General features: G+C 68.0%; 24 protein-coding genes and 1 tRNA gene. 11 read left to right on the plus strand and 14 right to left on the minus strand.

The genetic code is table 11. The features are described from left to right. Positions 1–149 precede the first annotated feature (149 nt). The gene (locus ACSVDM_RS01995) at positions 150–578 is read left to right on the plus strand and encodes a DUF4189 domain-containing protein (protein WP_439262278.1); all 429 of its coding nucleotides are present in this window, start codon (positions 150–152) and stop codon (positions 576–578) included. 52 nt (positions 579–630) lie between these two features. Here the strand turns inward: ACSVDM_RS01995 and ACSVDM_RS02000 are convergent, their stop codons facing one another. Further along, positions 631–1,263: a TetR/AcrR family transcriptional regulator gene (locus ACSVDM_RS02000; RefSeq protein WP_067493714.1), complete on the minus strand. Its 633-nt coding sequence runs from the start codon at positions 1,261–1,263 to the stop codon at positions 631–633. Positions 1,264–1,410: 147 nt separating this feature from the next. Between ACSVDM_RS02000 and ACSVDM_RS02005 the strand changes: the two genes are divergently transcribed. Further along, the gene (locus ACSVDM_RS02005; RefSeq protein WP_439262280.1) at positions 1,411–2,685 is read left to right on the plus strand and encodes a PucR family transcriptional regulator; all 1,275 of its coding nucleotides are present in this window, start codon (positions 1,411–1,413) and stop codon (positions 2,683–2,685) included. A gap of 18 nt (positions 2,686–2,703) precedes the next feature. On the opposite strand, the gene ACSVDM_RS02010 is transcribed toward ACSVDM_RS02005, so the two are convergent. The 3 genes from ACSVDM_RS02010 to ACSVDM_RS02020 are packed head-to-tail and all read right to left on the minus strand — an operon-like array spanning position 2,704 to position 5,268. After that, complete coding sequence (locus ACSVDM_RS02010; protein WP_356984278.1) at positions 2,704–3,366, minus strand: methionine ABC transporter permease; 663 nt, start codon at positions 3,364–3,366, stop codon at positions 2,704–2,706. 1 nt (position 3,367) lies between these two features. Then, entirely contained in the window at positions 3,368–4,375 is a 1,008-nt protein-coding gene (locus ACSVDM_RS02015; protein ID WP_439262282.1) for a methionine ABC transporter ATP-binding protein, read from the minus strand. Further along, entirely contained in the window at positions 4,372–5,268 is an 897-nt protein-coding gene (locus ACSVDM_RS02020) for a MetQ/NlpA family ABC transporter substrate-binding protein (RefSeq protein WP_439262284.1), read from the minus strand. Before ACSVDM_RS02020 ends, ACSVDM_RS02015 begins: the two co-directional genes overlap by 4 nt. A 221-nt stretch (positions 5,269–5,489) precedes the next feature. Between ACSVDM_RS02020 and ACSVDM_RS02025 the strand changes: the two genes are divergently transcribed. Both ACSVDM_RS02025 and ACSVDM_RS02030 read left to right on the plus strand, forming a co-directional pair. Further along, positions 5,490–6,035 (plus strand): NADAR family protein, encoded by a 546-nt coding sequence (locus ACSVDM_RS02025; protein ID WP_439262286.1) that lies wholly within the window; start codon positions 5,490–5,492, stop codon positions 6,033–6,035. Between the two features lie 96 nt (positions 6,036–6,131). Then, the gene (locus tag ACSVDM_RS02030) at positions 6,132–6,632 is read left to right on the plus strand and encodes a DUF4189 domain-containing protein (protein ID WP_084456394.1); all 501 of its coding nucleotides are present in this window, start codon (positions 6,132–6,134) and stop codon (positions 6,630–6,632) included. Between the two features lie 46 nt (positions 6,633–6,678). Here ACSVDM_RS02030 and ACSVDM_RS02035 read toward each other — a convergent pair whose 3' ends face one another. Continuing rightward, on the minus strand, positions 6,679–7,212 hold the full coding sequence (locus ACSVDM_RS02035) for a GNAT family N-acetyltransferase (protein WP_067493724.1): 534 nt from the start codon (positions 7,210–7,212) through the stop codon (positions 6,679–6,681). A gap of 14 nt (positions 7,213–7,226) precedes the next feature. Next, positions 7,227–8,135: a non-homologous end joining protein Ku gene (locus ACSVDM_RS02040; RefSeq protein WP_067635986.1), complete on the minus strand. Its 909-nt coding sequence runs from the start codon at positions 8,133–8,135 to the stop codon at positions 7,227–7,229. 104 nt (positions 8,136–8,239) lie between these two features. On the opposite strand from ACSVDM_RS02040, the gene ACSVDM_RS02045 reads away from it, so the two are divergent. Further along, positions 8,240–9,310: a lycopene cyclase family protein gene (locus ACSVDM_RS02045; RefSeq protein ID WP_439262662.1), complete on the plus strand. Its 1,071-nt coding sequence runs from the start codon at positions 8,240–8,242 to the stop codon at positions 9,308–9,310. Between the two features lie 183 nt (positions 9,311–9,493). Then, the gene (locus ACSVDM_RS02050) at positions 9,494–11,896 is read left to right on the plus strand and encodes an MMPL family transporter (protein WP_439262290.1); all 2,403 of its coding nucleotides are present in this window, start codon (positions 9,494–9,496) and stop codon (positions 11,894–11,896) included. 32 nt (positions 11,897–11,928) lie between these two features. Here ACSVDM_RS02050 and ACSVDM_RS02055 read toward each other — a convergent pair whose 3' ends face one another. After that, positions 11,929–12,693, minus strand: coding sequence for an SDR family oxidoreductase (locus ACSVDM_RS02055; RefSeq protein ID WP_439262292.1), 765 nt, complete (start codon positions 12,691–12,693; stop codon positions 11,929–11,931). Positions 12,694–12,842: 149 nt separating this feature from the next. Between ACSVDM_RS02055 and ACSVDM_RS02060 the strand changes: the two genes are divergently transcribed. Together ACSVDM_RS02060 and ACSVDM_RS02065 are read left to right on the plus strand one after the other, a co-directional pair. Then, positions 12,843–14,474 carry an ABC-F family ATP-binding cassette domain-containing protein gene (locus tag ACSVDM_RS02060; RefSeq protein ID WP_067493732.1) on the plus strand — a complete coding sequence of 544 codons (1,632 nt, stop codon included), beginning with the start codon at positions 12,843–12,845 and terminating at the stop codon, positions 14,472–14,474. A gap of 142 nt (positions 14,475–14,616) precedes the next feature. After that, positions 14,617–14,886: a helix-turn-helix domain-containing protein gene (locus ACSVDM_RS02065; RefSeq protein ID WP_084456389.1), complete on the plus strand. Its 270-nt coding sequence runs from the start codon at positions 14,617–14,619 to the stop codon at positions 14,884–14,886. On the opposite strand, the gene ACSVDM_RS02070 is transcribed toward ACSVDM_RS02065, so the two are convergent. The 4 genes from ACSVDM_RS02070 to ACSVDM_RS02085 form a co-directional block, all read right to left on the minus strand. After that, the gene (locus ACSVDM_RS02070) at positions 14,887–15,846 is read right to left on the minus strand and encodes a hypothetical protein (RefSeq protein ID WP_357146153.1); all 960 of its coding nucleotides are present in this window, start codon (positions 15,844–15,846) and stop codon (positions 14,887–14,889) included. A 16-nt stretch (positions 15,847–15,862) separates the two neighbouring features. Then, positions 15,863–16,279 carry a hypothetical protein gene (locus tag ACSVDM_RS02075; RefSeq protein ID WP_067635980.1) on the minus strand — a complete coding sequence of 139 codons (417 nt, stop codon included), beginning with the start codon at positions 16,277–16,279 and terminating at the stop codon, positions 15,863–15,865. Positions 16,280–16,688: 409 nt separating this feature from the next. After that, positions 16,689–17,108 carry an acyl-CoA thioesterase gene (locus ACSVDM_RS02080; protein ID WP_439262295.1) on the minus strand — a complete coding sequence of 140 codons (420 nt, stop codon included), beginning with the start codon at positions 17,106–17,108 and terminating at the stop codon, positions 16,689–16,691. A gap of 82 nt (positions 17,109–17,190) precedes the next feature. Beyond that, positions 17,191–17,682 carry a cupin domain-containing protein gene (locus ACSVDM_RS02085; RefSeq protein WP_439262297.1) on the minus strand — a complete coding sequence of 164 codons (492 nt, stop codon included), beginning with the start codon at positions 17,680–17,682 and terminating at the stop codon, positions 17,191–17,193. 65 nt (positions 17,683–17,747) lie between these two features. Between ACSVDM_RS02085 and ACSVDM_RS02090 the strand changes: the two genes are divergently transcribed. Further along, a complete protein-coding gene (locus tag ACSVDM_RS02090; protein WP_439262298.1) occupies positions 17,748–18,293 on the plus strand; it encodes a MarR family winged helix-turn-helix transcriptional regulator in 546 nt (181 codons plus the stop codon). 9 nt (positions 18,294–18,302) lie between these two features. On the opposite strand, the gene ACSVDM_RS02095 is transcribed toward ACSVDM_RS02090, so the two are convergent. From ACSVDM_RS02095 to acnA, 3 genes are all read right to left on the minus strand, one after another. Further along, a tRNA-OTHER gene (locus ACSVDM_RS02095) sits at positions 18,303–18,379 on the minus strand. Between the two features lie 17 nt (positions 18,380–18,396). Further along, positions 18,397–18,966 (minus strand): helix-turn-helix domain-containing protein, encoded by a 570-nt coding sequence (locus ACSVDM_RS02100; protein WP_439262299.1) that lies wholly within the window; start codon positions 18,964–18,966, stop codon positions 18,397–18,399. 132 nt (positions 18,967–19,098) lie between these two features. Next, entirely contained in the window at positions 19,099–21,894 is a 2,796-nt protein-coding gene (gene acnA / locus ACSVDM_RS02105; RefSeq protein ID WP_439262301.1) for an aconitate hydratase AcnA, read from the minus strand. 302 nt (positions 21,895–22,196) lie between these two features. On the opposite strand from acnA, the gene ACSVDM_RS02110 reads away from it, so the two are divergent. Both ACSVDM_RS02110 and ACSVDM_RS02115 read left to right on the plus strand, forming a co-directional pair. After that, on the plus strand, positions 22,197–22,748 hold the full coding sequence (locus ACSVDM_RS02110) for an Rv1476 family membrane protein (RefSeq protein WP_439262303.1): 552 nt from the start codon (positions 22,197–22,199) through the stop codon (positions 22,746–22,748). Between the two features lie 265 nt (positions 22,749–23,013). Next, positions 23,014–24,438: an NlpC/P60 family protein gene (locus ACSVDM_RS02115; protein WP_439262305.1), complete on the plus strand. Its 1,425-nt coding sequence runs from the start codon at positions 23,014–23,016 to the stop codon at positions 24,436–24,438. The last annotated feature ends 6 nt before the right edge of the window (positions 24,439–24,444 follow it).

A 24,444-nucleotide genomic window follows, 5' to 3' on the forward strand; every position in this document is an offset into this window, starting at 1 on the left:
ACGCCGTAGCAATCGAGCCCGGATCTCCGAGTGGATCCGGGCTCTTTCGCGTCGGTAGCTTTACCCGTGGAGTTGGCTATTGCCGAACTTTCGATGATGATCTGGAAGGTTCCGGACTTCCGGAACAGTTTCCAGAGGAGAACATTCGAATGAGTTTCATGAGTAAGGCCGGCTTCGCCGTTGTGGCACTCGGCCTTGCGGCCGGGTCGGTGCTGGGTGCCGGTTCGGCGAGCGCGGCGGGTGACCAGTGGGCGTCGGTCGCGTTGAGCGACAACGAGGCCATCTACGGCATCAGCGTGAACGAGGGCAGCGCCGAGGCCGCCATCGCCGCGGCGATCGCCGACTGCCACCTGGCCGACTGCAACGAGGTCATGACCTGGGCCAACGGCTGCGGCGTTCTGGTCCAGAGCAACGACGGCCTCGCGTGGGCGTCCGGCCCGACCCGGGCCGATGCCGAGCGCACGGCCTACGAGAGCCTGACCGAGCTGACCCCGACCGCCATGCTGGCCAACACCGGTTCGGCCAACCTGAGCGGCGCTCACGTCGTCGACGCGATCTGCACCACCAACGCGCGCTGATCGATACCGAACACCGGGCCCGGATCCTCTCGTGGGATCCGGGCCCGTCGCGTTATCGGGCCGGTTCGGCCTCGAGCGCCGAGGCGATCCAGGCGCCGATCATGTCGGCGGTCTGGTCGATCACCACATCGCGGTCCAGACCCTCGTCTTCCATTTCCACCGACCGCAGCGCCGTGGCGAAACCGGCGTTGAGCACTACGAACGCCATCGTGTCGATATCGATGGTCTTGGTCGGGCCGAGCAGGTGGATCAGATACAGCTTGATGATCATGCGCAGCCGCGGCTCGAACTCGGGGATACCGCTGCCGTAGAAGTGCAGATCGGCGACCAGTGCCCGGACCAGGGGCCCGTTGGCGACGAGAATCTGCACGGCGGTGCGGATCACCTCGGCCACCGAATCGCGCGGTGTTTTGTCCGCGGCAACGGTGAGGAACTTGCTGTATCGGTCCTCCACCTGCAGAAACAGGCTGTCGGTCAGCTCTTTCACGATCTCGTCGCGGTCGTTGAAATACCGGTAGAGCGTGCCGATGCTGATGCCCGCCTCGCTGGCGATCCGGTTGGTCGAGGTGTTACCGATGCCCCGGGTGCCGAAAAGGTGAGCGGATACCTCCAGAATGCGTGCCCGCGTCTCCCGTGCCCGATCCTGTTTCGGACGTTTGCGCTGCTTATCGGCTTGTGGGGGCATCGGTGCACCTCGCGGGAAAGAGGAGTAGAAGGTGAGCGGTTACTCACCCTACAGTCATGTCACGAAGAAGACCTCGGTGTCGGCCATCACGTTGGGACAGGTACCGGGGAAGCAGCACCGAACGGTGTGAACGAGGAGGAGTCGACGATGACGATCCCAGTGGACAGGGGGCTGACATCCACGCTGGTCACCCATTTCGTGAACAACGTGGCGACCTGCCGGACGTTGCCCGGTGACGCGATCTCCGGCGAGGTGACCTCGGTGACGAGGATGTGCCTCGAGATCTGCGCCGGGTTGCTCGACGGGCGCGACGAGGAGGCCAAGCTGCACCGGCTCGCGGTCGCGGCGTCGGGGTGGGCGCGCGAGGGCGTGCCCATCGACACGATCCTGCACGCGCTGCACGAGGGTTTCCGGATCGGTTTCGACGCGGCCTGCGCCGGGATGAGCCTGCCCGACGAGTTCCGCCGGCTGATCGCCATCTCGGATGTCCTGTGCACCACCGTGACTCGCGCCTACATCCGCGAGCACCGCGAGATCGCCGGTGAGCACCACACCGCCGTGCACACGCTCACCTCCGCCCTGCTCGCCGGGCAGCCGACCATCACGATGGCCCGCGAGTGCGGGATCTCGGTGGCCGAATCGTATGCGGTACTCGCCCTTTCGATCGGGGAGCATCCCGACGAGCACGATGCCCGGCTGAACTCCTCGGTGGTCGCGCGGCGCAAGCTGCGCCGGGTGCAGGCCGCGCTGGCGCATCGGTGCGGGGAGCAGGCGCTGTCGCTGCTGTCGGTCGACGGTGGCACGCTGCTCATTCCGGCCGACCTGCTCGCCGACGATCAGCTCGACGGCCTCGTCGAGGCCCTGTCGCGGGCCGCCCGCGTGGATGTGACGGCGGCGCTGGTGACTTCGCCCGCGGCCGAGATCCCCGACGCGGCGCAGCGCGCTCACGAACTGCTCGACATGGTGGAGCGGCTCGATTGCGAACCCGGCCTGTACCGCTTCGGCGATCTGGCGCTGGAATACCAGCTCACCCGGCCCGGTCCCGGCCGCGCCCGGCTCGGTGAACTGCTCGCTCCGCTGGACAAGCACCCCGAGCTGTACGAAACGCTGCGCGTGCACATCGCCAACAACATGAACCGGCAGCGTACGGCCCGCCTGCTGCATATCCACACCAACACCGTCGACTACCGGCTGCGGCGCGTCGCCCAGCTCACCGGGCTCGACCCGGCGCAGGCCTCGGGGCTGTGGCAGTTGCGGTCGGCGATGATCGCCCGCAGTTTCCACACCGGTCCGCGAGTGCCCGCCGAGCAGGTGGCCTCGACCGGCCTGGGTGGCCCGGTGGGTACCAGCGGCCCGCGCCGGGCCCGGGCGGATGTCGAGGTCTGTCCCGCACCGGGACTCGGCGGCGTGCGCTCGGCCTAGCTCCGGGCACCGGGTGATTCAGCGGCGCAACACCTTCCGGGCCAGCCAGTTGCCGAGGAACTGGACGGCCTGGACGCCGGCGATGATGATCAGGACGGCGACGAGGGTGACCTCCCATCGGAACTGCTGGTAGCCGTAGACGATGGCGAAGTCGCCCAGACCGCCGCCACCGACGGTGCCCGCCATGGCGGAGATGTCGACGATCGAGATCACCACGAAGGTGTAGCCCAGGATCAGCGGGCCGAGCGCCTCCGGGATCAGCAGCGTGAGGATGATGCGCAGCGGACCCGCACCCGCCGCGCGGGCCGCTTCGATCACCCCGGGGTCGACGGTGACCAGGTTCTGTTCGACGATCCGGGCGATGCCGAACGAGGCGGCGACGATCATCACGAACAGCGCCGCTTCGGAGCCGATGGTCGTGCCGACCACCTCGAGGGTGACCGGGCCGAGCGCGGCCAGCAGGATGATGAACGGAATCGGGCGCACCACGTTCACGATCACATTGAGCACGAGATAGATCGGTGTGCTGGCGAGCAGGCCGCCCTTGCGGGTGGTGTAGAGGGCGGTGCCGAGTACCAGGCCGATCAGGCCCGCGACGACGAACGTCACGCCGACCAGGTAGACGGTCGTCCCGATGGACTCGAACAGGGTGGGGCGCAGTTTCTCCCAGTCGGTGTCCATCTCAGCCCTTCCGTTCCAGATCGGCGACGACGCGGTCCACCGCGTCGTCGGGTCCGTGCAAGGCCAGGGTGATGCTGCCGAAGGTCTTGTCCTGCAGCGTGCTCACACCGCCGTAGACGATCTCGAAGCGCACGTCGGCGGCGGCCGCGGCGGCCAGCGCCGCACCGATGCCGCTGTGGTCGTCGACGTCGACGGTGACCAGCCTGCCGCCGTGCAGCTCCCGCAGCCGGTCCAGTTCGCGGGCATCGGGCCGGTTGTGCAGCACGGTGCCGACGAACGATCGGGTCGACTCGGCCCGCGGTGCCGCGAAAACGTCGAAGGTGGGCGCCAATTCGACGATCCGGCCCTCGGCGAGCACCGCGACCCGGTCGGCGACCGCGCGGATCACATCCATCTCGTGGGTGATCACCACGATGGTCACCCCGAGTTCGGCATTGACCTTCTTCAGCAGCCGCAGCACCTCACCGGTGGTTTCCGGGTCGAGCGCGGAGGTCGCCTCGTCGGCGAGCAGCAGCGACGGGGAGGTGGCCAGTGCCCTGGCGATTCCCACGCGCTGCTTCTGCCCACCCGAGAGCTGATCGGGATAGGCACGGGCCTTGTCGGTGAGACCGACGAATTCGAGCAGTTCGGCCACCCGCGCCTTGCGTTCGGCGCGCTTCCAGCCCGCCACCTTCAGCGGGTACTCCACATTGCCCGCCGCCGTGCGGGATCGGAAGAGGTTGAACTGCTGGAACACCATGCCGATATCGCGGCGCAGCGTGCGCACGGCCGACTCCGGCACCCCGGTGATGGGGGTGCCCGAGATCGTGACGGTGCCCGACGTGGGCTTCTCCAGGGCATTGATCAAGCGCACCAGGGTGGACTTGCCCGCCCCGGAATAACCGATCACCCCGAAGATCTCACCGTGCTCGATGCGCAGATCGATACCGTCGAGCGCGACGTGCTCGTCCGCGCCGCTGCCGAACACCTTGGTGACCGAACGGAATTCGACAGCAGCGGCGGAACTCACCTGTTCGCCCGGATGCCCTGCTGCACCCGGTCGAGGATCTGTTCGAGCTCGGCGCCCGGGCGCGTCACGGCGACCGCGGTGTTCTTGGTGACCTCGGCATGCGCGGCGGCCACTGCCGGGTCCTTCCAGATCTCCACCAGCTTCAGATAGGTCGGGTTGGTCTTGTCCTCGGCGCGGGTGACGATCACGTTGATGTAGGGCTCGGCGGCCGGATTCTTCGGATCGTCCTTGTACAGCGCCGAATGCGGGTCGATGCCGGAACGCTCGAGGAAGGTGTTGTTGATCACCGAACCGTCCACCGAGGCCAGCGAGAGCGCGGTCTGCGCGGCATCGACCGGGGTCACCTTCACCTTGGACGCGCCCTTGTCGATGTCGGCCGGTGTGGGCTGGGCCGAGGTGCCGCTGAGTTTCAGCAACCCGGCGGCCTGCAGTACGAACAGGGCACGGGCCTGGTTGGTCGGATCGTTGGGGATCGCGATCTCCCCGCCCTGCGGGATGTCGGCCACCGCCTTGTGCTTCTTGGAGTACAGGCCGAGCGGCACGATGTAGGTCGAACCGATCGGGGTCAGCGTGTCCGAGCTCGCCACGTTGTACTGGCCGAGGAACTGCAGGTGCTGAAAGAGATTGACGTCGATCTGCTTCTGCGACAGCGCCGCGTTGGGCTGCTGGTAGTCGGAGAAGTTGGTGATCTTCAGCGTGATGCCCTGCTCCTTGGCCTTCTCTTCGAACACATCCCAGGCCTTGTCCTTGTCGGTGGTGCCGATCCGGACAACGGTGCCCGATTCCGCGTCGCCCGAGCCGCACGCCGTGAGGGTCAGAGCAGCGGTTGCCATGAGGACCGGGATCGCCAGTACCCGACGGAATTTCACTTGTACTCCCGAATTGCTCGCCATTGATGAACTCGGTCATCCAAGCCGCGCCCACCCCTGCCCGACAACGGTTCGAATTGCCTCGAGCCAAACCCTCACCAATAGTTGGACGCCCGTCTAATTTGCGGGCCTTGCGAGGCGTGGGCCTCCTGCTCGGTGCGCTCGGTGTCACCACGAAAAGCCCTTGGCACGTAGCTCGGGCGCCTATATAGTTCATATGACCAAAACTAGAGACAGGGTCGACCGTGCGATCTGTCGAGGAATTGTGTGCGGCTGTCGAGCGGGGAGCTGTGCCGAAATACCTGCTGTTCTGGGGGCATCGGCCGCGTGTGGACGGGACGCTCGGTTCGGGCTGCCTGAGTCAGTGGTGGCCCGCGCCCTTCTCGGTCGACGGGGAGCGGTTCGCCACCGCCGAGCACTACATGATGTGGCGAAAAGCGCTGCTGTTCGGCGATTTCGAGGCGGCCGGGCGAGTACTCGAGGTGGCCCATCCCGCAGAGGCGAAGAAGATGGGCAGGCTCGTCCGCGGGTTCGACCAAAGTATCTGGGAGGAAGCGCGATTCGACATTGTCGTGGCGGGCAGTGTGGCCAAGTTCGGATCGGATGCGGGGTTGCGGTCGTATTTGGCGGGCACGGCGGGGCGGGTGCTCGTGGAGGCGAGTCCGATGGACCGGGTGTGGGGGATCGGGCTGTCGGCGACGGACGAGCGGGCGGGTGATCCGGCGCGATGGCGGGGGCTGAATCTGCTGGGGTTCGCGTTGATGCGGGCGCGCGAGGAACTCGCTGGGTAGAGCTATTCGGGAAAGGTATTTCTCGGTGGGGCTGTGGGCGTTCATGATTGGGGGTGGTCCCGGTGTGGGACCGAACTTTCGATGGGGAGAATTCTGATGTCTGTTGTGGGCAAGTACGCCCTCGGTGTGGCCGCCGTATCCGCGGTGGCCGCGTTCACGGTGGTCGCCGCGGGTCCGGCCGCCGCCGGTGCCAGCGGTGTGGCGATCGCCGAAGCGCCCGGTTACACCGCCGTGTCACGTGATGGCGGTTTCCAGGCCGCCGCCGGTGACCTCTACGGCGCGCTCGCGCTGTCGTCGGACGAGGCCGTGGTCGCGTCCGCGGTGAACTACGGCAGCTGGGCCGACGCCCAGCACGCCGCGCTCGCCGAATGCGGTGTGTGGGACTGCCAGGTGGTCGTCTCGTTCCGCAATGCCTGCGGTGCGGTGGCCCAGGGCGCCGATTACCGGTTCGGCTGGTCATGGGACCACTCGCTGGCCGCCGCCGAGCGTTCGGCGGTGGATGTGCTCGGTCTGAGCGCCCCGCCGTTCCCCGACCTGGGCTCTGCGTCGCCGCGTCCGGCGCGGGTCATCCTGTCCGCCTGCACGGCGAACGTCTGACGCATTCCTCGACAAGGGGCGCGAACCGAAGGGTTCGCGCCCCTTCTCATCGTCGCGGGTGGTCGAGCGACAGACGGCCGCGCCGGACGAGGTCGTGTTTGGCGATCGGCGGCAACGGGTCGTCGCCCGGCGTCTCGGGATTGGTGCGAACCAGCAGAGTGACCGTCGCGGCGGGCACGAAACCGCTGCGCCGCATCAGCGCCGCCGAGGCACCGTTGCGCTCCTCCACGTCGGTGACGATGTGCTGGGCACCGCGCGCGAACAACGCCTCCGAACACACGTCGACCAATCGCCGGGCGATGCCGTGCCCCTGCATATCCGGCGCCACCGCGATCCACTCGAGGTAGGCCCAGTCGTCACGGTGCTCGAACTCCATCGAGCCGAGCACGAACCCGACCACCCGATCGGAGTCCAGGGCCACCCAGCAGGCGTTGTCGGGGCTGTCCAGATGCTCGGCGACGGCCGTCAGCGACCAGGACGTATACGGCTTGGTCGTCGTGTCGAAAACCTGATGCCCGAGGTCGAGGACCTGACGCAGGTGCCCCAGACCCATCGGTACGACGGCGATCGCTCGGTCCATGGGGCCAGTGTGCCCTAGGCCCCCTTGCGGGCCGTGGACTTGCTCGCCGTGGATTTGCTCGCAGCCTTGCGCGGTGCCGCTTTCTTGGCCGCGGCCTTCTTCGCCGGCTTCTTCTTCGGGGCGGCCGACTCGCCTTCCCGCCGCCCGCTCGCCTCGAGGCTGCGCTGCAAGGCGGCCACCAGATCGACCACCTCGGCATCGGGCTGCTCGGCCGGTTCGGCGGCAGTGGATTCGACCTTGCCGGTGCCGCTGGCGATCGCCTCGTCCAGCAATTTCTGCAATTCGATCTGGTATTCGTCGGTGTATTCGCCCGGATCGAAATCACCCGACATCGACTCGACCAGCGTTTCGGCCATCTTCAATTCCTGCGGGCGCGGAGTCGGCGCGTCCTCGAGCGAAGGGAAGTCGACCGCGCGTACCTCGTCGGGCCACAGCAATGTCTGCAGCACCAGCACGCCCTCACGCACGCGCAGCGCCGCCAACCGGGTCTTCTGCCGCAACGTGAAATGCACGAGTGCCGTTTTGTCGATCCGTTCGAGTGTCGCGGCAAGCAGCTGATACGCCTTCGGCGTCGCCGAATCGGGTTCCAGGTAATAACTCTTGTCGAACAGCACGGGGTCGATCTGATCCGACGGCACGAATTCCAGCACCGGGATCTCGTGTTTCTCCGCGGCGGGCAATTTGGCGAAGTCCTCGTCGGTGAGCACGACCTGCTCGCCGTCGGGTGACACATACGCCTTGTCGATATCGGAATACTGCACCGATTTGCCGCACACCTGGCAGACCCGGTCGTATTTGATCCGGCCCCCGTCCTTGGCGTGGACCTGATGAAACCGGATGTCATGGTCCTCGGTCGCGGTATAGACCTTGACCGGGACGTTGACCAGCCCGAAAGCGATCGAGCCCTTCCAGATCGACCTCATAGACCCCATCATGATCGATTCGTGCTCCCGGGGCGAGCGGGCGATGCACAACCGGTGCCCCCTCGTAATGCGCGAGCGCTTGATTCCATGACGGGTCTGGTCAAATTGTGGGCGTGCGCGCTGAGTTGATCGTTTGTGGGTTGGGGCCCGCGGGCAGGGCCGTGGCCCACCGGGCGGCCGTGCGGGGTTTGTCGGTGGTGGCGATCGATCCTCGTCCGGAGCGGACGTGGACGGCGACGTACGCGGCGTGGGCGGACGAGCTTCCGGAGTGGGTGGGGGACGAGGTTTTCGCCGGGGACGGAGTGGAACCGACGGTGTGGGCGATGGGGGAGCACCGGATCGAGCGGGAGTACCGGGTGTTCGATACGCCGCGGTTGCAGAACGCCTTGGCGGTGGACGGGGTCCGGGTGATCGCGGACCGGGTCACCCAGGTGGACGCGCGAGTGGGCTCGGTACGGACGGCGGGTGGGCAAGTCTTCCACGGCCGGGTGATCGACGCGCGGGGAGTCGGGCGCGCACCGGAGCGGGCCGAACAGACCGCCTACGGGGTGGTCGTCGAAGCGGACGAGCCCTGCGTGTTCATGGACTGGCGGCTCGACAACGGCGCCGGACCCGACGAACCCCGGTCGTTTCTCTACACGGTGCCGGTGGCCAAGGGCCGGATGCTGTTCGAGGAGACATGCCTTGCCGGGCGCCCGGCACTGACACCCGAACTGCTGCGCACCCGACTGGAACACCGGCTCCGGCAACGCGGCATCGAACTCGACGGCACGGAACCGGTTGAGCGGGTCCGGTTCCCGGTGGAAGGCGGCAAGCCCGGCGGCGGCCGGTTCGGAGCCGCGGGCGGTCTGATCCACCCCGCCACCGGATACAGCGTCGCCGCCTCGCTCGCCGCCGCCGACACCGTCGTCGAGGGCAACCGGTTGTGGCCCGCACGCGCACGCGCTGTCGCGGCCCTGCGCCGGGCCGGACTACGGTCGCTGCTGGCCCTCCCGCCCCGCGACGTACCGGTCTTCTTCGAGGCGTTCTTCGATCTCCCAGCGGCCAGGCAGCGCTCGTACCTCTCCGGCCACGACGACCTGACCGGCACCCTCGCCGCGATGGCCACCCTGTTCGCAGGCCTTCCGCCTCGGGTCCGGCGCACCCTGGCGACCTCCTCGCTCGGACTCGGCTGAGCGACAGCGGTAACGGGGATATCGGAGCGACGGCGCGAACGTCGCGGGGTTGCTAACATCGCCGGGCGAACGCGCCGACCCGCCAGCAGGATCGGGCCGACGAGGCGGGCCGACCGGGTGACACCGAATACCGCACGTCGAGATGCGTGCCGCAGTGTTGCTCGACGAGACAGGGGTATACCGGTGTTCGAATTCACCAAGCGGCGTGGCCGCTGGGTGCTCGGTGTTTTCGCGGTGCTCGCGCTGGTGCTCGGAGCACTCGGCGCGACGCTGTTCGACCGGGTGGAGGGCGGCGGTTACACCGACAGCGGCAGCGAGTCCAGCCGGGCGCTCGACGTGCTACGTGACGAATTCGGCCAGGGCCCACCGAATCTGGTCCTGCTGGTGGAAACCGAGGACTCGGTCGACGACCCCGAGTCCACCGCCGCCGCGACAGCGCTCGTCGCCAACCTGCAGGAACGCGCCGGTATCACCGACGTGTTGTCCTACTGGACGACCCACCAGCCCGCGCTGCGCAGCCTCGACAACAAACAGGGCCTGATCGTGGCCACGGTCCTCGGCAGCGAACGTGAGATCGACGAACGGGTCGCCGCCGTCGCCGACGACCTCGCGGGCACCCAGGGCGAACTGCGGGTCCGCGTGGGCGGTTTCGCGATGCTCATGCACGAGACCGTCGAACAGAGCAAGACCGACATCGTCAAGGGCGAGGCCATCGCGTTCCCGCTCACGCTGCTGGCGCTGCTGTTCGTGTTCGGTGGGCTGGTCGCGGCGAGCCTGCCGCTGCTGGTCGCCGTGGTCACCGTGCTGATGACGATGGGCACGCTGTGGTTGCTCGCGGTGTTCACCCCGCTCGCGGTGACCGCGACCAATGTGGCGACCCTGCTCGGGCTCGGCCTGGCCATCGACTACAGCCTGCTGATCGTCAACCGCTACCGCGACGAACTCACCGAGGGCCGCGCCCCGGCCGACGCCGTGCGCGCCACCCTGCGCACGGCGGGCCGCACCGTCGCGTTCTCGGCGCTCACCGTCGCGGTGGCGCTGGCCGGTCTGGTGTTCTTCCCGCTGCTGGCCATCCGGTCGATGGGGTACGCGGGCGTGATCGTCGCGGGCCTGGCCGCCCTGGTCTCGCTGACCGTGCTGCCCGCGATCCTGCTGCTGCTCGGCACCAATATCGACCGCGGTCAGCTCGGCTGGTGGTTCCTGCGTGCGCCACGGCCCGCACCGGGTGAGGGCGCCTGGCACAAACTGGCCACCGCCGTCATGGGCAAACCGATCCCGATCGGGCTCGCCGTCGCCGCGGTGCTGTTGCTGCTGGGCACCCCGTTCCTCGGGGTGAAACTCGGCTTCCCGGACGAACGGGTGCTGCCCCCGTCGATGAATTCGCGGCAGGTCGCCGAGACCGTGCAGCGCGACTTCGGCGACAGCGACCAGGACACCCTGGTCGCGGTCCTGCCCGATAGTGCCTACAGCGCCGAGGGATTGGACGCCATCGCCCGCACGATGTCGGATCTGGACAATGTGCGCCGCGTCGACACCGCGACCGGCAGCTATGCCCAGGGCGGGCGGCTGGCCGAACCGACCGCGCTCAATGCCCGCTTCCGGGCCGAGCGGGCCGCCTACCTGTCGATCGTCCCGTCCACCGGTGACAGCCACGAACTCGGCACTCTGGTGGAACAGCTTCGCGCCCAGGAGGTTCCGAGCGAGATCCTGATCGGCGGGGTCGCGGCGGCCAATGTCGACTCGGTGAACGCCATCGAAGACGCCCTGCCGTGGGCGCTCGCTTTCGTGGTGATCCTGATGCTGATCGTGCTGTTCCTGCTCACCGGCAGTGTGGTGCTCCCGGTGCTCGCGGTGGTCCTCAGCGCGCTCAGTCTCACCGCCACCTTCGGTGCGCTGGTCTGGATCTTCCAGGACGGGCATCTGTCGGGGGTGCTCGGCTTCACCGTCACCGGTGACCTCTCGGCCACCGTTCCGGTGATGCTGTTCGCCGCCGCGTTCGGCCTGGCGATGGACTACCAGGTGTTCCTGCTCTCGCGCATCCGTGAGGAGTACGACCGCACCGGCAAGAACGAGGCGGCCGTCGCGCTCGGCCTGGAACGGATCGGGCGCATCGTCACCGCGGCCGCCATCCTGATCTCGCTGGTCTTCCTCGGCTTCCTGGCCTCCGACATCACGTTCATGAAGGCGTTCGGCATCGGTTTGCCGCTGGCGGTGATCGTGGACGCCACCCTGGTCCGCGGATTCCTGCTGCCGGCGGCGATGAAGGTGCTCGGCGAGGCCAACTGGTACGCACCGGATTTCCTGCGCAGGCTGCACGACCGGTGGGGTCTCGACGAGGGTGGCGCACGCGCGAATCTGCCGGTGCGTGATCCGCTGGGCGTCACCGGAAAGCCGACCGTCGAGGTGATCGACCCGCTCGCCCGGGCCGAGGCCGAACGCGCTGCCGCCAAAGTCGACGACCCGCTCGCCCGCGTCGAGGCCGAACGTGCCGCCGCGAAGGGGGAGGAGTCGTCGGCGCATACCGAGCAGAGCAGGCGCGTCGCGACCAAGGGCGACGAGGCGCTGGCGGGCGCCCGCGAGGACTGAGCAGGGCGGGGCCCGTGCGCCCCGCCCTCGGTTCAGATGCCGCCGGTGGCCAGCAACCCGCCGTCGACGCGGACACAGTCGCCGGTGATCCAGGACGCCTCGTCCGACACCAGGAAGGTGATCAGGCGCGCCACGTCCTCGGGGGAGCCCAGGCGCTTCATCGGATACACGCTCGCCGCCCGTTCCTCGTCGGCGGAGAACAGGGCGTCGGCGAACTTGGTCTTCACCACACCGGGCGCGACCGCGTTCACCCGGATGTTCGGGCCGAGCTGCCACGCCAGCTCCTCGGTGAGCCGGATCAGCGCCGCCTTGGAGGCGCCGTAGGCCGAGATCACCCCCGAGGAGCGGATACCGGCCACGCTCGCCACGTTCACCACCGCACCGCCGTGCTCAGCCATCCACGCCTTGTAGGCCTGCTGGACATAGCCGAGCGCGGCCACGACGTTCACGTCGAAGATCTTGCTCACCGCACCGAGATCGGCGTCCATCAGCGGACCGAACACCGGGTTGATCCCGGTGTTGTTGATCAGGATGTCGAGCGAACCGAACTCGGTGACCGCCCGGGACACGGCCTCGGCTCGCGCGTCGGCGTCACCGGAGTTGCCCGCGACGGTGCTCACCTGACCCTTGTGCCCGAGGGCGCGCAACTCCTGCGCGGCGACTTCCAGCGGTTCGGGTTTGCGGGCGGTGATCAGCACATTCGCGCCCGCGCGCAGCAGTTCGGCGGCCGTCGCCAAGCCGATGCCCCGGCTGGCGCCGGTGACGAGAGCGGTACGGCCAACTAGATCGGTAGTCATGCGACGAGAGTAACCACGCTCACATCCGTCGGCGCCAGGTTCGAGGTGCCGACGGCGGGGCGGTAAAATAAGTGGTTCTTGCCGGAACCGTCGGTGCACCATGGAGACGGTTCGGCGACCATCTGCTTTCGACATCGAGGAGAAGCTCTGTGATCACGGCGACCGACCTGGAGGTCCGGGCCGGAGTCCGCACCCTGCTCTCGGCCCCCGGGCCGGCGCTGCGGGTGCAGTCCGGCGACCGGATCGGACTGGTCGGGCGCAACGGCGCGGGCAAGACCACCACCCTGCGCATCCTCGCGGGTGAGGGCGAGCCCTACGCCGGGAAGATCACGCGCTCCAGCGAGATCGGTTACCTGCCGCAGGATCCCAAGGAGGGCGATCTCGACGTGATCGCCCGCGACCGGGTGCTGTCGGCCCGCGGTCTCGACGCGCTGATCCGCGACATGGAAAAGCAGCAGCTGCGGATGGCCGAGGTCGCCGACGACGCCGAACGCGAGAAGGCCATCCGCAAGTACGGGCGCCTGGAAGACCAGTTCTCCTCCCTCGGCGGCTACGTCGCCGAGAGCGAGGCCGCGCGCATCTGCAACAGCCTCGGCCTGCCCGACCGGATCCTCGACCAGCAGCTGCGCACCCTCTCCGGTGGTCAGCGCCGCCGCATCGAGCTGGCCCGCATCCTGTTCTCCGCCTCCGACGGCAGCGGCGGCCGCTCCGACCGCATCCTGCTGCTCGACGAGCCGACCAACCACCTCGACGCCGACTCCATCACCTGGCTGCGCGGATTCCTGCAGAACCACGACGGCGGCCTGATCGTCATCAGCCACGACGTGGACCTGCTCGACGCCGTGGTGAACAAGGTGTGGTTCCTCGACGCCGTGCGCGGTGAGCCCGACGTGTACAACATGGGCTGGAAGAAGTACCTCGACGCCCGCGCCACCGACGAGCAGCGCCGCGTCCGCGAGCGCGCCAACGCGGAGAAGAAGGCGAGCGCGCTGCGTCAGCAGGCCGCCAAGCTCGGCGCCAAGGCCACCAAAGCCGCTGCGGCACACCAGATGGTGCGTCGCGCCGAGCGGTTGATCTCCGAACTCGACGACGTGCGCGTGGCCGACAAGGTGGCCCGCATCCGGTTCCCCGAACCCGCGCCGTGCAGCAAGACTCCGCTCATGGTCAAGGACCTGACCAAGCTCTACGGTTCGCTCGAGATCTTCACCGGCGTGAACTTCGCCGTGGACAAGGGATCTCGCGTCGTGGTGCTGGGCCTCAACGGTGCCGGTAAGACGACCATGCTGAAACTGCTCGCCGGGGTGGAGACGCCGACCGCCGGAGGTGTCGAACAGGGCCGTGGTCTCAAGGTCGGCTACTTCGCCCAGGAACACGACACCCTCGACGACCAGGCGACGGTGTGGGAGAACATCCGCCACGCCTCCCCGGACGCGGGCGAACAGGAACTGCGAAGTCTGCTCGGCGCCTTCATGTTCAGCGGCCCGCAGCTCGAGCAGCCGGCGGGCACCCTGTCCGGTGGTGAGAAGACCCGTCTTGCGCTGGCCGGTCTCGTCTCCTCGGCGGCCAATGTGCTGCTGCTCGACGAGCCGACCAACAACCTCGACCCGGTCTCGCGTGAACAGGTCCTCGACGCGCTGCGCACCTACGCGGGCGCGGTGGTGCTGGTGACCCACGACCCGGGCGCGGCCGAGGCGCTGAACCCGGAGCGGGTGATCCTGCTGCCCGACGGCACCGAGGACCACTGGTCGGCCGAGTACGCCGAACTCATCGATCTCGCCTGAGCAGAACCGGCCTTCGGCACAGAGATCGGTGTGTCGCGAGAGAACTCGCGGGGTTTTCGTGAGGTTCGTCACTGTTTTTCGTTGATCACCGGGTGCGGAGTGTCTAGCCTGGAATGAGCTGCTCGGCGACTCGGAGGAAGCCATGAGCGACAGTGCGAGACAGGCCGCTCGATCGGCCAAGGCAACATCGACAGGCAAGACCGCGCTGGGGAAGGGCACCCGGGTCACGGGCAAGTCCCGTGACAGGTTGCAGTCCCAGCTGAAGAAGCAGTACGAGGCGGGTGCCAGCATCCGCTCCCTGGCCAGGGCGACCGGCCGCTCGTACGGCTTCATTCACAATGTGCTGGTCGAATCGCATGTCGAGCTGCGCGGCCGCGGCGGCGCCAACCGTAGGAAGAATCCGGCCGATTGATCACCAGCCGGGTACCGCCCCGTCACCCTGCACCAGCAGATTCGCCAGGCTGGTGAACAGGGGTAGCCCCGTCTTGATCTCCAGGTAGGCGAACTGGCCCTGCGGATTCACCTCGAGGAAGTAGTACTCGCCGTCGACGCCCAAGCGCAGGTCGACCACGCCGAAACTCAGGCCGAGCGCGCCCATCAGGGTGGCCAGCGACTTGCTCACCGAGGCGGGCAGCCGGTCGGGGGCGAACGCCACCGAGGTGTCGAGCCGCGAATCGACCCGGCCGACACCCGCCTGTGAATCGATGCGCACCGCCCATTCGACGCCGTCGACCCACACCACCCGCAGATCGCAGGTGGCGTCCACGTAGTCCTGGAAGGTCGTCGGCGTCGAACGGATCGAGGTGAGCCGGCCCAGCTCGGGCCGGGTGATGATGCGTGTCTCGGAGAACTCGCCACGGCCCGTGCCGGTGCGTTTGTAAACCACGGGCACCGAACGGGATTCGACGAAACTGCGGGCTTCGTCCGGGTCGTTGGTGACGAGTGTTTCCGGGACGGCGAAACCGGCCCGGTGTGCCGTTTCGAGCTGCACGATCTTGCGGCTCGCGGTGCGTTCGGCGGCCGGGTCGTTCACCCAGTAGGCCGGGATCGACCACAGCATCCCCTGCAGGAAACCGTCGCATTCGGCCTGACGGAATTCGTCGTCGGCGGCGCGCACGCCGTGCGGGACGCGGCACGGGTGCGGCCTGCGCCACCACACCGCGCGCACGTCGTCCAGGCCGTGCACATGCGACAACGCCCGATTCGTTCCGGCCTTGTCGAGACGGAAACTGCCGGTCTCGGAAGGGAAGTCGCGCAGGTCGAGCCGGATGGGATCGAGACGGTGGTGCTCGCGCAACGTGACGGCCAGTGCGTCGGCGTGCAGGTCGTCGGTTTCGGAGACGATGAGCACCGCGTCGGTCGCGCGTTCCATGACTGTATCGGCCGTTTCAGTCGAGACTGTCGCAGTTGATGCCGTCGTGGAAGGTGAACGTCGCCCCGGAGGTACCGCCACGCTCGGCGATCCGCAGTTTCGCCGCCCAGCTGCGGGTGGCTTCGGCGAGTTGCTCGTCGCCGAGAGCCTCCGACGGTGCCGGGGCCAGCGTGATGGGTCGTTCGACGAGTTCCACGCGCATCCGGCGGGTGAAATCCGCGGTGGCGCCGGGCCGGATGTCGACCTGCACCTGCCGCCCCTCCGCCGCGCGTTCCTCGGTGAGCCGCAGGATATCGCGGCGATCGAAGGTCCAGGTCCCGCCGTCGACGCGGACCGAGACATCGCGCTCGGACTCGGCCACCAGCTGTCCGCGCAAGGCGGGGCCCCGGCTTCGGGACGACGCGGTAGCGGGGAGGTGGATGGCGTCGGTCATGGGCACTCACTCCGATCTTCTCGTCTGCTCGCGATTTGCCAGAACCCCTCTAGGCGCTTCGGATCATAACGTGAGCGAACCTTTCACCGAGGGTGTTCGCGAGATTTACGGAGCGCCGGGCAAACCGCCGAGCGGCGCGTGATCGCCTAGCAGGACGAGAATTTCGGGCAACCGTAGTGCGCGCAGGTCCCCGACGCGGGCAATCGATCAGCAAACGAAAACAGCAACGGCGCGACAGGCACCCCGGCGAAGTTGCCGGTCGATGCCTACCGCGCCGTCCGCAGTCGATCACGCAGTCTGGTTCTCGGCCGCCTCGATCTGGATCGACCAGAGGGTGCGACGAAGGAGTGCCCGCCGGGAGGGAAGATCGAGGCCCCCGGGCCGAGAACCCGCGGCGCCAGCCGCTATGTCACAGCCCGAGGATTTCGGGGTTCTCGGCGAGGGAGCGGAAGTGGCCCGCGGGGTCGGGGACGAGTCGGCGGGTGGTCAGGTCCATCGCGCCCGCGGTGACGGTGATCTCGGCGGCGACCGTGCCGTCGAGTTTGATGATCTGGTGGTGGAAGCGGAACACCTTCTCGCCGTCGCGCCAGTCGAAGGCGCAGGTCACGGTGACCTCGTCGCCGCCGCGCAGTTCGCGCTTGTACTTGATCGTCGACTCGAGCACCACCGCGCCGATGCCGCTGGCGATGAACTTGTCCTGCGGGATGCCCGCCGCGCGCAGCAGTTCCCAGCGCGCGTGCTCGCCGTACTGGTGGTAGACGGCGTGGTTCAGGTGGCCTTGGGTGTCGAGCTCGTAGCCGCGGACGAGGACCGGTACCGAGAACGTCATACAGCGTACAACCGGCGCTTTCGCGCGGAATGTTCCCGATTCCGGTGCAACCTCGGCCACATTCGCGTCACCCACGTATAGGTCAGCGGCGCTGGGCGTTTCGTTCGGCTGTCCACGCGGGCGCGTCGATGAAGTAGTTGTCGAATTCCGCTTGGGCGGCGAGGAATTCGGTGTGATCCGCCGTGCCCTTCGCGAGCCGGTCGAGCAGGCGGAAGTACTCGAATCGCTGCACGCCCGGCATCAGCGCGATGAGGATGCGGGCCCCGCTGTCGGGTGTGGCGCCGAAGGCGTGCGGCATCCGGCGGGGGACGACGAGCGATCCGCCCGCACCGACGGTGAGGATGCGGTCGCCCGCCATCGCCTGCAGTTCGCCGTCGGCGACATAGAACAGCTCGTCGGAGCGGGTGTGATAGTGCGGCGCGGCCCCGTCGGCGCCCTGGTCGAGGGTCACTTCCACGGTGCTCACCGTGCCGTCGCTTGCCTCGGAATCGGTGAGCAGCCGCACGCGGACGCGGTCGGTGCCCAGCGTCTCGGCGTCCTCGGGCAGGCAGAGGGCGATGTCGCGTGTGTTCATGACGGTTCCGTTCGTCGATTGATAATTCGCTACCGAACTATATCCCGTCGAATAGAATCCTGTCCATGGATGAATCGACCGCCGACGCCGTAGACGTGATCGCCGCACAGTGGCACCGCGAACGCCCCGACCTCGACCTGGCGGCGATGGCGGTGTTCGGCAGGCTCGGCCGACTGCTGAACGTCGCCACGGCCCGTATCGAATCCGTGTTCACCGCGCACGGGTTGCAGCGCGGGGAGTTCGATGTGCTTGCCGCACTTCGCCGTTCGGGTGCGCCGTTCGAACTCAACCCCTCGGTGCTCGCGGACACCCTGATGCTGTCGCGTGCGGGCATGACCGGGCGGATCGACCGGCTGGAGGCGGCGGGGCTGGTGCGGCGCATCGCGGATCGGGTGGATCGGCGGGCCGTGCGGGTGGCGCTCACCGAGGAGGGTCGAGAACTGGTCGACCGGGTCGTCGTCGCGCACACCGAGAACGAGACGGCCATGCTGTCGGTGCTGGACCGCGACGATCGGGTTGCGCTCGACAGGATCGCGCGAAAGTTGTTGGGAGAGTGGGAGAGCGGACCCGATCCCGCTCCGGGGGATGGAGGTACGCGGTCTTCCCGCTGAGCGCTCGGGTGGCCATGGAGGCGGGAATCGAACCCGCGGCATCCGTCCTGCGGAAGTCGGCGCTCTACCTACTGAGCTACTCCATGGCCGGGTCGAGCCTAGCTCAGGCCTCCTTGCGCCGCACGGATGCTTCGACGAGATCCAGTACAGCGGAAAGGTTTTCGTCGGTGTGGCCGGAGGCGATGCGCGCGATCAGGCCGTCGAGGACCAGGTCGAGATAGCCGAGCAGGACGTCGGTGGGGACGTCGTCGCGCAGCGCGCCCGCGGCCTTGCGGCGCTCCAAGCGGGCGAGGGTGGCGGCGGTGAGTTCGGCCGAGCGCTGGGTCCAGCCCGCGCGGAAATCGGGATCGGTGCGCACGCGGCGGGCGATCTCGAGGCGGGTGCCCAGCCAGTTGAATTCTTCGGGGCGGGCGAGCATATCGCGCATCACCTGCACGATGCCCTGGTTGGCCGCGACCTCGGCCATGCGTTCGGCATCGTCCTTGGCCAGGGCGAAGAACAGGGCGTCCTTGTCCCGGAAATGGTGGAAGATGGCGCCGCGGGACATGCCGATGGCCTCTTCCAGACGGCGCACCGTGGCGCCTTCGTAGCCGAATTCGGCGAAGCAGCGCCGGGCACCGTCGAGGATCTGGCTGCGGCGGGCGGCGAGGTGGTCGTCGCTGACCTTGGGCATGATTCCTCCAGTGACGCCATATGCGGACCCCCGCCCCGGAACACCGAGGCGGGGGACTCACAGCACGAAGAGCATCCGAGCGGATGCCCTTGTGGCGCGGCATCGTTCGACACCGCGCCACCGATCGGGCAACTAGCCGCGGATCATGTTGCGCAGCACGTACTGCAGGATGCCGCCGTTGCGGTAGTAGTCGGCCTCACCGGGGGTGTCGATGCGGACGACCGCGTCGAAGGTGGTGACCTTGCCGTCTTCGGCGGTGGCGGTGACCTTGACGGTCTTGGGGGTGACACCCTCGTTGAGGGCGGTGATGCCCTCGATGTCGAAGGTCTCGGTGCCGGTCAGGCCGAGCGACTGAGCCGACTCGCCCTGCGGGAACTGCAGCGGCACAACGCCCATACCGATGAGGTTCGAGCGGTGGATGCGCTCGAATGACTCGGTGATGACGGCCTTCACGCCAAGCAGGCTGGTGCCCTTGGCGGCCCAGTCACGCGAGGAGCCCGAACCGTATTCCTTGCCACCGAGCACGACCAGCGGGATGCCCGCGGCCTGGTAGTTCTGCGAGGCGTCGTAGATGAACGCCTGCGGGCCACCTTCCTGGGTGAAGTCGCGGGTGTAACCACCCGAGACGTCGTCGAGCAGCTGGTTGCGCAGCCGGATGTTGGCGAAGGTGCCACGGATCATGACCTCGTGGTTACCGCGCCGCGAGCCGAGCGAGTTGTAGTCCTTGCGGGCCACACCGTGCGAGTCCAGGTACTGCGCGGCCGGGGTGCCCGGCTTGATCGGACCGGCCGGGGAGATGTGGTCGGTGGTGACCGAGTCGCCCAGCAGCGCGAGGACGCGGGCGCCCTTGATGTCGGTGACCGGGTCGGGATCCATCTTCATGCCGTCGAAGTACGGCGCCTTGCGGACGTAGGTCGAGTTCTCGTCCCACGCGAAGGTGTCGCCCTCCGGGGTGGCCAGGTTCTGCCAGCGCTCGTCGCCGTCGAAGACGGTGGCGTAGGAGTTGCGGAACATGTCCTGGTTGATCGAGGACTTGATGGTGTCGTCGATCTCCTGGGCCGAGGGCCAGATGTCGCGCAGGAAGACGTCGTTGCCGTCGGAATCCTTGCCGAGGGAGTCGATCTCGAAGTCGAAGTCCATGGTGCCCGCGAGCGCGTAGGCGATGACCAGCGGCGGGGAGGCCAGGTAGTTCATCTTCACGTCGGGGGAGATGCGACCCTCGAAGTTGCGGTTACCCGACAGCACGGCGGTGACCGAGAGGTCGTTGTCGTTGATCGCGGCCGAGATCTCCTCGGGCAGCGGGCCGGTGTTACCGATGCAGGTGGTGCAGCCGTAGCCACCCACGTAGAAGCCGAGCTTCTCGAGGTAGGGCCACAGGCCGGCCTTCTCGTAGTAGTCGGAGACGACCTGCGAACCCGGCGCCATGTTGGTCTTCACCCACGGCTTGGTCGACAGGCCCTTCTCGACCGCGTTGCGGGCGAGCAGCGCGGCACCGAGCATGACCGACGGGTTGGAGGTGTTGGTGCAGGAGGTGATGCCCGCGACGACGACGGCGCCGTGGTCGAGCACGAAGTCGCCACGCTCGGCCGAGCGCACCGTCACCGGCTTGGACGGACGGCCCTTGGCGCCGTTGGCGGCCGAGTGCGCGGGGGTGTAGGCGTCACCGGCGTGGTCGGCCGAGACCGAGACCGGATCGGAGGCCGGGAAGGTCTCGTCGACACCCTCGTCGAGCGCGGTGTAGTCGCCGACGTAGTCGACGATGTCGGAGCGGAACGCCGACTTCGACTCGCTGAGCAGGATGCGGTCCTGCGGACGCTTCGGACCGGCGATGGACGGCACGACGGTGCTCAGGTCCAGCTCCAGGTACTCCGAGTACGCCGGCTCCTTGTCGGCGTCGTGCCACATGCCCTGTTCCTTGGCGTAGGCCTCGACGAGCGCGAGCTGCTCGTCGGTGCGGCCGGTCAGGCGCAGGTAGTTGATGGTCTCCTCGTCGATCGGGAAGATCGCCGCGGTGGAACCGAACTCGGGGCTCATGTTGCCGAGGGTGGCGCGGTTGGCCAGGGGCACCTCGGACACGCCCGCACCGTAGAACTCGACGAACTTGCCGACCACACCGTGCTTGCGCAGCATGTCGGTGACGGTGAGCACCACGTCGGTGGCGGTGACGCCCGGCTTGATCTCACCGCTGAGCTTGAAGCCGACGACGCGCGGGATGAGCATGGAGACCGGCTGGCCGAGCATCGCGGCCTCGGCCTCGATGCCGCCGACGCCCCAGCCGAGCACACCCAGGCCGTTGACCATGGTGGTGTGCGAGTCGGTGCCCACACAGGTGTCGGGGTAGGCCTGGCCGTTGCGGACCATGACGGTGGGCGCCAGGTACTCGATGTTGACCTGGTGCACGATGCCCATGCCCGGGGGGACGACCTTGAAGTCGTCGAAGGCGCCCTGGCCCCAGCGCAGGAACTGGTAACGCTCGCCGTTGCGCTCGTACTCGAGTTCCACGTTGCGCTCGAGGGCGTCGGCGCGGCCGAAGACGTCGAGGATCACCGAGTGGTCGATGACCATGTCGGCGGGGGAGAGCGGGTTGACCTTGCTCGGGTCGCCACCGAGGGTGGTGACGGCCTCACGCATGGTGGCCAGGTCGACGATGCAGGGCACGCCGGTGAAGTCCTGCATGATCACGCGCGCGGGGGTGAACTGGATCTCCACGCTCGGCTGCGCCGAGGGGTCCCAGTTCGCGATCGCGCGGATGTGATCGGCGGTGATGTTGGCGCCGTCTTCGGTGCGCAGCAGGTTCTCCGCCAGCACCTTCAGGGCGTAGGGCAGCTTCTCGGTGCCGGGAACAGCCGAGAGACGGAAGATCTCGTAGGAGTTGCTTCCGACCTCGAGCGTGCCTTTGGCGCCGAAGGTATCGATACTCTTCGTCACGTCAGCTCCACTCATTGGTGAGGGTGTGCCGCCGGCGGGGCTGTGCCGGCGGCTCGCGTCTTCGGAGGGGGATCCGGCGCCGTGAGATGCCGGTTTCCTCGCCGTACGAGCCTAACAGTACGCTTGTCCTATGAAATAATCGGGGCGCCGCGTCAGCACACGGCGTGCCGTGGCGACCGGTTCCCGTGCGCCGTCGCGTACTGTGCCTGTCGAGCGAGTCGGGGACAGACGCAGTGACGCTCACCTTGGCAGTGTTGGATGCCCGTCGCATCGCGACCGGGGCTCGACAGACCGGATGGAAAATGACCGTCTTGCACACCTTTGCGCCGATGGCCGTCGAACTGCCGCCGAACACGGATCTGGGCGGTCTCCGCGCCGACCTCGCCGACAATCACGTGGCCGCGCCCAAGGGCAAGGATCAGCAGGAACTGGCCGCGATCGTCGCCGAGGCGCGCGCGGACGGCATTCCGCTCAGTGTTGTCGTCGTTCCCGGTAATCCCGGCCACGATTCGAGCCTACGTGACCTGGCCACCGAGCTGGGCAAGAACACCGAGGGCACGGTCGCGGTGCTCAGTGACGACTGGATCGGCACCTACAGCGACGACATCAGCCGCGTCCGGCTCGAGTGGGCCGAGGACGTGGCCAAGTACCGGGGCAACCACCCCGAGGAGGCCGTGTCGGCGTTCGTCGGCCGCCTCGAGCAGCCCGAGGGCGTGTCGTGGGGCGCCATCACCGGCGTGATGCTCGCGCTGACCGTCCTGGTGATCGCGGGGCTCTACTTCGTGAAGGCCCGGCGTGGCCCGGAGGACGACGCGGTCGTCGTCGCGGGCGACGATGCGGGTTCTCTCCGTTAACTGGTTTCTCTCCAGTCACATTTCCAGACCTTCGGTCTGTTTCTGCGCGCCGAAACATGGCGCACCTCAGGCTAATGCCGGGCAATCGCCGAATTGATGTCCCGTCATGCCGTGGCAGTTGTTTCCTTTGTGAAATATGTGTCGTACGGTAGCGATGATCGCGATCGGGAAAGCAGTGGTACAGGGGGCATTGGTCGACCCTTGGGGTCACTGAGTCGGCTGATGCGCCAGTGGCGTATGTCGAGTCGAGTCACTCGGAGGTGCCGTGCGCGGTGCGAGCGGGCAGGATCAACCAGGGCGGTTACGGGTAGCGATCGGATTGCTGGCCGTGCTCGCTGTCGTCGTGACCGCGGGGCCGACGACGGCCGTGCCGCCGCCACCGCCGAACCCGTCCGACAGCGAGATCGCGGGCGCGGGCGCCGAGGTCGACGCGCGCGTCGGCGAGATCGGCGCCCTCATCAACCGGGTCGCCGCCGCCGATCAGCAATTGCGTGCTCTCGACGACGCCCTCGCGGGCAAACGCGAGGCCGTCAACCAGGCGCTCGTCGATCTGCAGACTGCGCGTGACGCCGCCGACTCGGCCGCTGCCGCCGTGGCCGACAGCCAGACCCAGCTCGCCGACGTCGGCGCGAAAGTTGTTGCCGCGCGAGGCGATTTCGATCAGCTCGCCACCCAGGCCTATGTGCGTCCGTCCTCCAGTTCCGTGGTCACCTATTTCGCGTCCGCCACGCCGGACGCGGCGATGGACCGCGCGCAGGTGCTGAGCATGGTGTCGAAGAATCAGCGCCAGGTGCTCGACGACCTGCGCCGCGCCCAGATCGCCCAGGCCAACCAGAACGCCGCCGCCCGCCAGGCCAAGGCCGACGCCGACGCCGCCGCGAGTGCGGCCGAACAGAAGAAGCACGCCGCCCAGGCCGCCGTCGACGTCGCCAAGGCCGAGTTCGACAACCAGGCCGCCGCCCGCGACACCCTCCAGCGCGACCGCGCCGCCGCCCAGATCGCCCTCGACACCGCCCGCTCGACGGTGGCGGGCCTGCAGAGTCAGCGCGAGATCTTCCTCGACTGGAACGATCAGCAGAAGGCACAGCTCTCCGCCCTGCTCGCCGCCGCCAACGCGGCCGCCGCCCGTGCCGCCGCCGACCAGGCCGCCCGCGACCGCGCCGCCCGCCTCGGCGAGGACCAGCGCGCGCACACCGACCTGGAATCGACACCGACCGCACCGCGAAAATCCAAACCACGATCGACGACACCGCAGGTCACCGGCTCGGCCGCGATCGAGACCGTGATCGACCGCGCCATGTCCCAACTCGGCGTGAGCTACGCCTGGGGCGGTGGCGACGAGGAAGGACCGACCCTCGGCATCCGCGACGGCGGCGTCGGCGACTCGCACGGCGACTACAACAAGGTCGGCTTCGACTGCTCGGGCCTGATGCTCTACGCCTTCGCGGGCATCGGTGTCTCGCTGCCGCACTACAGCGGCTACCAGTACAACGCGGGCACCCGGGTCCCCGTCGCGGAACGCGAACGCGGCGACATGCTGTTCTGGGGCCCCGGCGGCAGCCAGCACGTCGCGCTCTACCTCGGCGACGGGACGATGATCGAAGCCCCCGAATCCGGTGACGTGGTGAAGATTTCGCCCGTGCGCGAAGGCGGCATCATGCCGTACGCGGTGCGCATCGTCACCGAATGACCCCGG

Source organism: Nocardia sp. JW2, from assembly GCF_051843015.1.
GTDB classification, from domain to species: Bacteria; Actinomycetota; Actinomycetes; order Mycobacteriales; family Mycobacteriaceae; genus Nocardia; species Nocardia coubleae.